This window comes from Psychromonas sp. B3M02 (genome assembly GCF_003318165.1).
Classification (GTDB): Bacteria; Pseudomonadota; Gammaproteobacteria; order Enterobacterales; family Psychromonadaceae; genus Psychromonas.
Genome location: NZ_QOCB01000040.1, coordinates 29,102 through 41,338, shown reverse-complemented (window position 1 = coordinate 41,338; position 12,237 = coordinate 29,102). Strand labels below are relative to the sequence as shown.

Genomic DNA, 12,237 nt, shown 5'->3' with positions numbered 1-12,237 from the left:
AACCTTTTAGTGTTTTACGCTGTTACGTGACTCAAGGTGACGTACTAGCATGGTTAAAGGAAAAAGAAGGGCGAAGTAAAATAATGCGACGACCGTATAAACCTCTAAAGGCCTAAAAGTTTCAAGCGCGATTAACTTACCTTGATATAACAAGTCTGGTATTGCTAATACTGAAACTAATGATGTGTTCTTTAAGTTAATAACAGACTGATTAACCAAAGAAGGCAGCATCTTTCTGATGGCTTGAGGTAGAATAATGCGACGTAAAATATCACCGTGCATTAAACCAATTGCTTCACCTGCTTCATATTGGCCTGGATCAACACCTTGAATTCCCCCTCGAATGATCTCCGCATAAAAAGAGGCTCCATACAGAGTCAATGCAATAAATGAGGCTGTTAATGCTGAAATTTCTACACCAATTAAAATAGGTAGCGCATAGTAAATCCAAATTAAAGCCACTAAAACTGGGGTACAGCGAGAGACTTCAATCATAGATATTGAGATAATTCTAAAAAATTTGTGTCTAGAAATAGTACCTAATGCATTAACGGTCCCTAAGATTAAACCTGCAACAACAACCGCCGCTGATAATAAAATGGTGACCATTAATCCACTAAATAAAAAATCATAATTATCCCAAAGCCATGAAAAGTTCCATTGATACATAATGATGACGTTCCTATAAGTTAAAGTGGCAAGTTAAAAGGTTAAGCAGCCTTAAAGTTTTAAGTTAGATGGGAAGTCTTCAGGTGTTACCCCCACCAGTGACATGTTACGTTTAACTGCTTCACCGATGAATCCACTTTCACTGTTTTTTGCAAGCCATGCATTCACATATTCTTGTAAACTAGTATCACCTATTTTTTTCTGAAAGCCTGCATGAGAAGTAGTATAAGAAACAGGAGAAGGAGCGATAACTGTGCCTAATTGCGGGTTTTTCTTAACGATAGGTAAGCTCAACATCATTACAAAACATTGTGCATCAGCTTTACCTGACTGTAATGCAATCGAAGCTTCACTGACATTGTCAAAACGTAGGATAGTGGCATTTGGTAATAACTTAGTGACTGTTGCGTCATGTGCAGAGCCCGCATCAACGGCGATACGAATTTCGGGCTTGTTATAGTCTTCCCAGGTTTCAAACTTGGCATCGTCACGTACCACTAACGTAAATGCGTTATTAAAAACAGGGGTAGAAAAGTCGATAACCTTCTTACGTGCTTCTGTTGGATTCAAACCAAACATGATATCAATTTTATCGGACTGTAAATCGAGTACAGAGTTGCCCCATGTGGTTGTCACAATCTCTAATTCCACACCTAAATCTTTAGCTAAAGATTCAGCGATATCGATAAAAATACCTTCCCATTCACCAGACCGTCTGTCTTTTTTAAAGGTAGGAGCGGCGTCCGTTACCCCCCCAATTCTCAATTTACCTGAGTGTTGAATATCTTCTAATGTGGTTTGTGCTGCGGCGGTTGTGTTAAGAGCAAAAATGGCCATTAACCCTATTGTTGCAACTTTTAAAGTGTTAAAAAATTTCATTGTATTCTCCATTCCATTGATTGCAGTAAAAACGTGATGTAATAACAATTGAATGTTTAATATAGGCCCTCATCTGAACTTACAAAAGACACAAAATAATTAATTTTAATGGTTACAGAATGTATTAATTGAGTGCAAAGTGCACAAAAAAAGTGCAGCTGATGAAAAGAGTTATGGGGATCATAAAGTTTACTGCTGCGCCTTGTTTCACAAGCATCCCGACTATAAACCCGCCTTTATATTCATGGCATGTTTCAGACCTAATTAGCTTAAAACAACAGGAAAATAGTAATAAAAGGCAGGTCAGTAGGAATAAACGAAAAAATAAATGGAAGTGACATGCTGAAATGACAGGTAGAACTACAAAAGTCGTAACCACTCCCGATTGAGCATGGCTACGACTATTGACTCTACTCGAACAAGATTAAAGTGATGACTTCAACAAGAAGTGAAGAGGGCAAGAAATTATTTATTTCACAGTTTTGTAAATAGCAGCAATATCTTCATCAGCATAACCCGCTTTACGAGCCTGTTTGAAAGACTCGTTACTGGTAGCAGCCGTTGGCAGTGATAAATCTAATTGGTCTCCTAAATCAACTGCTAGACGCATATCCTTTTGCATATGTTTAAGTGGAAAACTGGTATCGTACTGCTCAGCTAATAACATCGGCCCTTTAACTGCAAACATTGGATTTGCCATAGCACCTGCAGCAATGATCTCTAATAGTTGCTCACCATCAAGATCAGCTTTTAAACCCAATGACACACCTTCACTGAAAATACTTAACATGCCACCCATGATCATATTGACCACCAGCTTCATTTTAGCACCTTGACCAATTTCACCTAAATATGGTGACATTTTTCCCATTATTTCAAAAGCAGGTAACGCATCGTCGTACACAGATTTATCACCTGCGGCTAAAATAATTAACGTACCATCTTCAGCTGGCTTTTTAGTACCTGATACAGGAGCTTCTAAAAATCGTCCACCCGCCTCGGTGATCGCAGCAGAGATCTTTTGTGAAGTGGCATCATCCACGGTAGACATATCAATATAACTACGCCCTTCACCAATACCAGCAACAACGCCATCAGGGCCTTCGCAAATAGCTAAAGCAGCCGTAGGATCAGAGACAATAGTAAAGGTAATATCACAGGCTTCTGCCACCTCTCTTGGTGTATTACCTTGCTTTGCACCCTGTGCAACTAGCGCTGAACATTTTTCGCTATTACGATTCCAAACAGTCACATCTAATCCAGCTTTAACCAAATTCAATGCCATTGCATTGCCCATAATGCCTAGTCCAATAAAACCGAATTTTTTCATAAAATAGTTTCCTTATTATTAATTAGTTTTTATGTCTATCTGATGTCACACCTTATTCATAATAGAATCTGTTTAAACCAGATAGATGTACAACGATAAAAAATGTTAATTTAAATTAATGAGTTAAAACGCATTGGTGAAAAAGCAGCGAGATCTACACAAGGTGTCTCGCCTGCAATTATTTCACTGACAAGACGGCCTGTCACCGCACTGAGGGTTAACCCTAAATGCCCATGGCCGAAGGCTAAAGTCACTTTGGGTTGAGTAGGTAAGTGACCAATAATAGGTAAAGAGTCAGGTGTTGAAGGTCGGCTTCCTAACCAATCTGACGTCACCTCTGCCTCTCCTTCTAACATAGCACTAGCGACTTTTTTTAGGTTCTCGATGCGTCTTTGTACAGCTGGTGCATTAATATCAGCAAACTCTGCTGTACCTGCAAGGCGAATTTGCTTTTGTATCGGCGTCATAAAAATAGACTTATCTAACCATGCGACTGGACGTGATAAAGGCTTTTTATTACTGCTTGAATTAATCATCAAGTGATAGCCTCGTTCACTGACTAATGGAAGATTGATTTTAAGCTGTTTAACCAATGTTTTAGAAGCTGTACCAGCTGCGATCACTAGATGTTCAAAATGTTGTACATCCGTAGCCAGCTGAACTTCTACTCCTTGATTATTGGTGTTAATAGATTGCACTTCATCCTCTACAATGGTTCCACCATGCGCTATAAAGTACTCAGCATAACAACGACTGAGTTGGATCGGGCTAACAGTGAAACGTGTATCTGGATAATAGATACCGCCTGCATAAAAAGGTGCTAGACTCGGCTCCATTTCCTGTACCTGTTTAGCATTACATAGAGATAAATTCACGCCTTGCCCCTGTCGCTCCAGTACTTCTCCCTTACGTATTTTCTCGATACTCTCTGGATCGGCTAATAAAGCGAGACTCCCCTGACTACGAACAAAAGATTGACCTCCTGTCATATTCAATAAGACTTGGTCAGATTCAAATGCTTTAGATTGTAATTGAGTTAACGCTTCCCGTGCAGTGGGGTAGCGAAAACAAGAACGGAAGTATTGCCAAGCATAAGGACACATCTCAGGAATATAACGTGACGAAATAGATAAAGGGCTATTTTGATCCAATAACATTTTAGGGATTTTGCCAAGCATACTAAATCGAGTAAAAGGCAAACATGCAAAACTAGCCAGCACGCCTGCATTACCAAAAGAAGTGCCTTCCCCCGGTTTTTGTCGATCAATAATAGTGACTTTGTGCCCTGCTTTTTGTAACCATAAAGCAGAAGATAAACCTATGATACCCGCACCAATGATGACGATATTTTTGCTTTCCGACATACACTCCCTCGTATTTGTATAATTAGGCTCAATCTCATTCATTAACGTTACTATTAACAGTATTATTAACGAGCCGCTTCTACTTTCATTTCCACCAACATATCGGGACGAGCTAAACGTGACTCGACACAAGCTCGAGCAGGTGTATCTTCAGGCTTAATCCAGTCAAACCAAGCACCATTCATTGCATCTTTATCATCAATATTAGCCAACCAGATGGTCACACTTAGCATCTTAGTTTTATCAGTACCTGCTTCCGCTAATAACGTATCTATTTTTGCTAAAATTTGTTTAGTTTGTCCCGCTACATCTTGTGTGGTGTCATCGGCAACTTGCCCTGCTAAATAAGCAGTCGTTTCTGTTGTCACTATTTTGCTTAATACTTTATTAGAGTGTTTACGTTCGATCATAGAGTTCTCTTAAATAAAAAATAGATAGTTAACGATGAAGCACTTTCTTAATGAATACTTCACGTATCGAATAGAGCAAATGAAATCATGGGGGGAAACGGCTATTAAGGCAAATTAGTAATATCTTGTATCCTATAAAATTTTCTTATAGGTTTTGTGTGGTGCTATTGCAAATTTTTTAACGAATTTTTAAGTGTATCAACAAACATTGATGCTAATAATGAAAGCGGACGATGAGCTGGCGTAACAATAGAAATGGAGAAAGTAATATCTGGTTTAAAAGGCAAAAAAACCACCTTGTCTTTAGTAATACAGTTTTCTTGATAACTAGCGACAGTAATGGGATCAATTAGCGCGCAAGCTAAGCCATTTTCAACAAATGATAACTGTGGTAAAAAGTATTGTGTTTCAAAACGTATATTAAGTACTAAACCGAGATCATTAAAAACCTGCTTCATTTGCGCATGTATCATATGCGATTCTGACAACATCGCTAATGGCTTACCACTAAGATCTTCTGCTGTAATATAGGATTTTTTTGCTAAATGATCGTTAACAGATACAGCACATAAACAGCGATAATCTAATCGTTCATGCTTTAATAATGGAGAAGAGGATTCTGCAATATGGTCTACGATACCAACATCATAACGTTGTGCAGAAACTAACTGCTGTGCCTGAAAAGAGCTTTGTGAAAGAAGTGAAACATCGACTCCTTCGCGCTCTTTAACAAACTCACTAATCAGCTTAGGTAAGAAGAAGATAGAAGGGCTCAACATAGCAACAACATTGATCTTGCCCGTCTCTAGGTTACGCACTCGCGTTAAATTATCTTCTAAATTTTCAATTTTTTCGAGTATCTCAACAGCTTCAGAGAGTAAGTATTCCGCTTCAGGTACAGGGTATAAACGCCCTTCTCTACGTTCAAACAAAACCATACCAATTTCATTTTCTAAGCTTGTTAACTGTGCACTTACCGCAGGTTGAGTCCTAAATAAATTACTAGCGGCTTTAGAAACAGACCCGGTTATCATGACTTCTTTGAAGGCTTTAAGCTGTTTGACATTCATTTTTGACAACTCTATCGAAAAGATTTTTAAAGTGTATCAGGGAATCTATAGTGATGGTATGAGGTGATACAAATAGGTTATTAAGCACCACTGCTTATAAAAATACCGCAGACCATAACATCAACTTAAATCTAAGTGGTAGATACAAACTAACGTTAGTCTGCTGTAAAAAAGCAGCTACTAAACAAACGATAATGTTTAGGTACGATTATTTACAAACAAATCAGCTACTTTTCTTCGGGATGTTGTTGTAAATAAGCTTTTTTAGCTAAATGCTGGTTCTGAGTACTATCAGTCATTTTTACTTTGTAGTGTAAGCCTGCTTTGCCAAGCATATGCGCGGCAACAGGCGCAGTAATCAACAAAAACATACTGATTAATACTTCTTTTAAGTTGACGTGACCCAGTTGAATACTGAAAAAGATCATCGATGCGACTAAGATACAAGCAACGCCTAATGTGCTAGCTTTTGTCGGTGCATGTAAACGCGTAAAGTAATCTGGCAGTTTTGCTAAACCAATCGAGCCGATTAGCATAACAACGGCACCAAATACTAATAAAGCACTCACCACGACTTCTAAAAATACAGTCATTTACTTCCCTTACTCGATAATATCGCCACGTAATAAGTACTTACAAAAAGCAGAAGTACTTACAAAACCAAGTAGCGCAATTAATAATGCACTTTCGTAATAAATAGCAGAGCCTTGATGAAGCCCTAATAAGATGATTAGCGCAATACTATTAATATACATAGTATCAACGGCAATAATTCTATCTGGCGTTGACGGACCAATGATGAGGCGCCATGCATTTAATGCTAAAGCACAACAAAGTAACGCACAAGCAATCAATATCGCGTATGTTAACATCCAAAAATCTCCTTTAACGGTGCTTCGTAACGAGCTTTGATAAGTTCAATTAGCGCCTGCTCATCTTCAAGATGCAACACATGCACATATAACCATTTTCTATCTTCAGATAACTCAACACTTACCGTACCGGGTGTTAATGACACACTACTGGTAAAAATAGTCAGTGGCACAGGCTCTTTAATATCTAAAGGTACAGCAATAAAAGCAGGCTTTAAATTGCGATTACTTTGTAATACACGCTTCGCAACATCGTAATTTGAGACGGCAATATCAATCAGTAAACGAAACGTATAGCTCAATACCTTAATAGGTTTTTTGGCGACGGCAGACTCTTCACTCAGCGGTGCAACAATCCAAGGGATCACGATGGCAAATATCGCTCCCAACACCATATGCCCGCGACTGAAGTCATGCAATATTTGCCAAACGAGCCATAATAGGACGCTGTGGTAAGGTGTAGGAAACCAAACGAATTTACGTACTTTATCCATTATTTAGCGACCTCGTTAAGTTGTTGTAAACTTAAACCTGTTTTAAGTTGTTCTGCAGCTAATTGTGTATAGTCAGTGACTGTCCCACCAAAAATAACCATCAAAGGCAGAATCGCGACTAATAAACCAATAGCAATATATTGCATTGGATGACCTTTTATTGCACTGGTGTTTTCACCATTGCTTCGCCAAAACAGTGACGTACCCGCACGTGACAGGGCGATAATAGCCACTAAGCCTCCCAGCAGTATGAATGGGTACACCCACATGGCTTGGCTTGCGTCAGTGACTGATTGTAAGATTAATGCTTTACCCACAAAACCAGATAATGGCGGCATACCAATTAAAGCAATAGCTAACAGAGCAAAGATGAAGCCTAACACACCAGCTTGTGGCATTGCTCTCGCGGCAACAAAACGGTCTTCTGCTTGGCCACGTTGTTGCTGAATTAAACCAGCGAGCAAGAACATTGCCGCACAAGCGATGGTACTGTGTATTAAGTAATAAATCCCCGCTGAAGCAGCCTGCACGGTATTCAAACTAATAGTCACTAGTAACGTACCCACAGAGACAATCACTAGATTACTACAAAGTACTTTTAAACTTTTGCTCGCGAGTACCGCAATCGTGCCTGCAGCAATAGTTAACAAGGCGATCGGCCACAACCACGGCAAGGCTATGTTAGCCAACTCGCCTGCTTGGTCGCCAAATATAGCCCCATGTACTCGCCAAATGCTATACACACCCACTTTAGTCATAATAGCGAATAAAGCCGCCACAGACGTACTTGTAGATGAGTAGGCTTTAGGTAGCCAAAAGTGCACAGGAAGCATCGCCGCTTTCAAACCAAACACAGCTAATAGCAATAAAGCCCCTGACTTAGCAATCAGTAACTCGTTATCCGATAACAACGGAACTTTATCAGCCATATCAGCAAAATTAAGTGTTCCTAAGGTGCCGTATAAGGTCCCCAGTGCAAATAGAAATAGCGATGAGCCAATCAAGTTAAGAAACACATAATGAATATTAGCCTGTGTCTTTTGCTTGCCGCCGCCATGTATCATCAATGAGTAAGAAGCGATTAATAACACTTCAAAAAATACAAATAAATTAAAGGCATCGCCCGTTAAAAATGCACCGTTAATCCCCATCAATTGGAACATGATAAGCGAATGGAAAAAGGCACCTATTTTATCTTCCCCAGCACTTGCATATAGCGTCACCGCTAAGCCTAAAATGGCACTTAAACAAACCAGTAATACTGAAAATAGATCGGCCACTAATACAATACCAAAAGGAGCGGACCAATCACCAAGCGCATATACTTGGATACCTTGTTCCTGAACTTTAAATAACAGTGAAAAAGCAACTACGATCATTAAAATATTCGCAGTGATACTCACTACACGCTGTTTATTCAAAGAATTATTGAGGCTTGGAAACAGTAAAACAACCGCCACAATAAAAGGAATTAGTACTGGAAAGATTACTAAATGGTCAAACAAACTCATTAGGATTTTTCCTCAGATAAAGGATCAAAAGGCTCTGTTCCATCGACATGGTCACTGCCTAAATCTGCACGGCCGCGCATCGCTAAAATAACCGCAAAAGCAGTCATAGCAAAACCAATAACAATGGCCGTAAGTACTAATGCCTGTGGTAGAGGATCTGCATAATTTTCACTGCTGTTCAATACCGCAGGTGCCCCTATGGTTAAACCACCACTCGCAAATAGGAATAAGTTAACCGCATAAGATAATAAAGTAAGCCCAATAACCAAGGTAAAGGTATGGCCACGCAACATTAAAAAGATGCCACATGCACTCATGAAGCCGACACAAATTGCATAGACTAATTCCATTATCTTTCTCCTACTGTGAGTCGTTCTGTCGTGGTTAACTTCCCTAAGCTCGCTAATATCAGCAATGTTGCACCGATCACGGTAAAGTAAACCCCAATATCAAAGACCAATGCACTCGCGAGCTCAAACTTACCTATCCAAGGTAAAGAAACGTAATCAAACCAAGACGTTAAAAATGGGCGTTCAAAGAACCAGCTACCTAAACCAGTTAAGCCGGCGATACTTAATCCAGTCGCAATCATATAGTGGTAACTGATGCTCACTCTTTTTGCCATCCAATCAACACCGTGTGCAAGGTATTGTTGTATTAATGCAATAGATGTAATCAAACCGGCAATGAAACCACCACCGGGTAAGTTGTGTCCACGCATAAAGATATAAGCAGAGATAAGTAAAAATAGCGGTAGTAAACTTTGTGAAACAACCAGTAATAACACAGGGTACTTCTCTTTCGCCCAGAGACGACCAGCATAGTCTTTGGTACGCATAGATAAACGCATACGCGCAATCAATTTGTGAATACCTAATGCAGCGATCCCTAGCACCGTTATTTCACCAAAAGTATCAAAACCACGGAAATCAACCAGGATAACGTTCACTACATTAGTACCGCCACCGCCGATTTTTGCATTATCTAAGAAGTACGCAGAAATGCTATCTAGAGGATGAGTCATTAAAGCAAAACAAATACTACCAATAATACAGCCAATAAATGATGCTACGGTAAAGTCACGCACAAAATGACTAGGTCGACTTTTACTGGTTGGTGTTTGTTGTGGGAAGAAATAAAGTGAAAGTAACAACAAGATCACCGTAACAATCTCAACCGACAGCTGAGTAAGCGCTAAGTCAGGTGCTGAGAAATAAGCAAAAGTTATCGATACTACTAGCCCCACTAACGACAACATTAATAATGCAATAAGACGGTAATGACTCCAAATAATAGTGGCTAGCGACCCAGCAACGATCAAAATCGCAGCAACCACCACAGCACTATTGATAGGGGTACCAGCTAAACTTCCTCTGGTTGTATCTAAGTCGAATAAAGGTGGTGCAATCAGTAGTAATGCAAACAAACACAGGCCAAATGCATAACGTTGTAAGGAGCCTGTCTCCAGTTTCATGTTTATCTTTTGTGCATACATAACACAGGTCTGAATAAAACGTTCAAAAACCAATTTTGCGTCAATATCTGGGAACATTCCTGAAAACTTAAATAAATGTTTACGGTTAAGATAAATAGCGGCACCACCAACAATCGCTAATCCACTCATTAACAGAGCAAGATTAAAGCCATGCCAAATGGAGAGGCTATATTCAGGTAACTCATAGTTAAGTACTGCTAACGACGTGCTTTGAAGCATTGGACCAATAGTGTAATTAGGGAAGATACCTACTAACAAACAAATAGCCACTAAAATTTCCACAGGAACACGCATATAACGAGGTGGTTCATGGGGAGTCTTAGGTAACCCTTTTGGCTCACCATTAAAGAATACATCGTGAATGAAACGTAACGAATAAGCGACAGAGAAAGCGCCAGCAATCGTCGCTAATACAGGAATTAACCAAGACATAGCGCCTAAGATGCTTTGTTCTAGCGTTTCCGCAAAGAACATCTCTTTAGATAAAAATCCATTCAATAGCGGCACACCGGCCATCGAAGCAGATGCCACCATGGCTAACGTTGCGGTAATCGGCATGTACTTCCATAACCCATTAATTTTACGCATATCACGCGAACCGGACTCGTGGTCAATAATACCTGCAGCCATAAATAACGACGCTTTAAAAACGGCATGATTCATAATATGAAATATTGCTGCAATGGCGGCTAATTCGGTATTTAAACCTAATAGCAATACAATTAAACCAAGATGGCTAATAGTCGAGTAGGCTAATAAGCCTTTTAAATCATGTTTAAATAATGCGGTATAAGCCCCCAATAACAAAGTACATAGACCCGTTAAAGAAACCACTACAAACCACGTTTCTGTACCCGCTAACACTGGATAGAAACGCGCTAATAAAAATATACCCGCTTTAACCATAGTTGCAGAATGTAAGTAAGCACTAACTGGCGTCGGTGCAGCCATCGCATGAGGTAACCAAAAGTGGAATGGAAATTGAGCTGACTTAGTAAATGCACCAATTAAAAATAGGCTTAAAATAGCAATATAATAAGGGCTTTGTTTTACTAATTCGCCACTGTTCAAGACCACATCTAATTCATAACTGCCAACCACTTGACCTAATAATATGATCCCAGCCAATAACGCTAAACCGCCAGCACCAGTAATAGTCAGAGCCATTCTAGCCCCTTTACGCGCATTACTATTATGAGACCAAAAGCCGATCAACAAGAATGAACTAATACTGGTCAACTCCCAATAAAACCAGAGTTGAAGCATGTTGTTTGACATAACAATACCGAGCATTGCTGTCATAAACATAATCAAATAGCTATAAAAATGCCCCATATTATCTTTTTCAGATAAATAATAACGTGCATATAAAATAACCAGTAAACCAATCCCTAGGATCAATATACTAAATAAAGCAGCTAAACCATCAAGCCGGAATGATAACGAGAGCCCTAATTGAGGGATCCACTCAACACTCTTACTAAAAGATTCTCCAGCTAACACCGCGGGTAAATCAAGAAAAATCAAGCACAAGGCAAGAGCAGGCAACAACGCGGTAGCCAACGTACAAGCACTACGATTAAGTTTATTGGTTAGTAAGGGAACAAGTATCCCGAACATGGGTAGAAATGGCACCCAGAAATAATACATTTAAGCGAAGCTCCGTTAGCTAAGTGGTTGGTATTTTCAATCTACGATAGTGATTAATGGGTCAAAAATCAATGCCTTATTATGTCAAAGAGCATTAAATAATTGATTATTATAGACTTCTATTTTTATGTTTAAGCTACAACCTCCATAATCTTTTCTAGCGTGACATTTTTTGATGCTTTACTTATGCTAATTGTACTCTGAAGAAGCCAGTCAAAGATGTTTAATATCCAGATAGTCATGGAAATTAGCAGTGTCATAGTTGAAATTCTATGTGAGGACTTGGACTGGCAACTGAGTGAACCAATTAAAAGAAAATTAGATATACTCGCTAAGTCCAGAGTCTTTCAGCAAATTAAAAAATAATTAAGTGTGTAAAATTTATAACCATTCAAGTAAAGCTTACACGAACAATACCCGTTGTATTAAATTTTAAATCATTTCCTGATTTATGTCAGTAAATGAACACTCCCTATTTTATTGATAATTAAAA

12 protein-coding genes are annotated in these 12,237 nt (G+C 39.1%); all 12 read right to left on the bottom strand.

All coding sequences use genetic code 11. The features are described from left to right. Positions 1–6: 6 nt before the first annotated feature. Positions 7–669: an amino acid ABC transporter permease gene (locus tag DS885_RS05930; protein WP_113818479.1), complete on the bottom strand. Its 663-nt coding sequence runs from the start codon at positions 667–669 to the stop codon at positions 7–9. A 51-nt stretch (positions 670–720) separates the two neighbouring features. Further along, positions 721–1,548: a transporter substrate-binding domain-containing protein gene (locus DS885_RS05925; RefSeq protein WP_220149651.1), complete on the bottom strand. Its 828-nt coding sequence runs from the start codon at positions 1,546–1,548 to the stop codon at positions 721–723. A gap of 469 nt (positions 1,549–2,017) precedes the next feature. Continuing rightward, positions 2,018–2,878: an NAD(P)-dependent oxidoreductase gene (locus tag DS885_RS05920; RefSeq protein ID WP_113818478.1), complete on the bottom strand. Its 861-nt coding sequence runs from the start codon at positions 2,876–2,878 to the stop codon at positions 2,018–2,020. 110 nt (positions 2,879–2,988) lie between these two features. Further along, positions 2,989–4,242: an NAD(P)/FAD-dependent oxidoreductase gene (locus DS885_RS05915; protein WP_113818477.1), complete on the bottom strand. Its 1,254-nt coding sequence runs from the start codon at positions 4,240–4,242 to the stop codon at positions 2,989–2,991. Positions 4,243–4,307: 65 nt separating this feature from the next. Then, positions 4,308–4,652, bottom strand: a complete 345-nt coding sequence (locus DS885_RS05910) for a RidA family protein (RefSeq protein ID WP_113818476.1) — start codon at positions 4,650–4,652, stop codon at positions 4,308–4,310. 164 nt (positions 4,653–4,816) lie between these two features. Then, positions 4,817–5,722: a LysR family transcriptional regulator gene (locus DS885_RS05905; protein WP_113818475.1), complete on the bottom strand. Its 906-nt coding sequence runs from the start codon at positions 5,720–5,722 to the stop codon at positions 4,817–4,819. 227 nt (positions 5,723–5,949) lie between these two features. Then, positions 5,950–6,315, bottom strand: a complete 366-nt coding sequence (locus DS885_RS05900; RefSeq protein WP_113818474.1) for a Na+/H+ antiporter subunit G — start codon at positions 6,313–6,315, stop codon at positions 5,950–5,952. A gap of 9 nt (positions 6,316–6,324) precedes the next feature. Continuing rightward, positions 6,325–6,594 (bottom strand): K+/H+ antiporter subunit F, encoded by a 270-nt coding sequence (locus tag DS885_RS05895; RefSeq protein WP_113818473.1) that lies wholly within the window; start codon positions 6,592–6,594, stop codon positions 6,325–6,327. Further along, positions 6,588–7,088, bottom strand: coding sequence for a Na+/H+ antiporter subunit E (locus DS885_RS05890; protein ID WP_113818472.1), 501 nt, complete (start codon positions 7,086–7,088; stop codon positions 6,588–6,590). The genes DS885_RS05895 and DS885_RS05890 overlap by 7 nt, the downstream gene beginning before the upstream one ends. Further along, complete coding sequence (locus tag DS885_RS05885; protein ID WP_113818471.1) at positions 7,088–8,599, bottom strand: monovalent cation/H+ antiporter subunit D; 1,512 nt, start codon at positions 8,597–8,599, stop codon at positions 7,088–7,090. Before DS885_RS05885 ends, DS885_RS05890 begins: the two co-directional genes overlap by 1 nt. After that, the gene (locus DS885_RS05880) at positions 8,599–8,949 is read right to left on the bottom strand and encodes a Na+/H+ antiporter subunit C (RefSeq protein ID WP_113818470.1); all 351 of its coding nucleotides are present in this window, start codon (positions 8,947–8,949) and stop codon (positions 8,599–8,601) included. The genes DS885_RS05885 and DS885_RS05880 overlap by 1 nt, the downstream gene beginning before the upstream one ends. Continuing rightward, entirely contained in the window at positions 8,949–11,744 is a 2,796-nt protein-coding gene (locus tag DS885_RS05875; protein WP_113818469.1) for a monovalent cation/H+ antiporter subunit A, read from the bottom strand. Before DS885_RS05875 ends, DS885_RS05880 begins: the two co-directional genes overlap by 1 nt. Positions 11,745–12,237 lie beyond the last annotated feature (493 nt).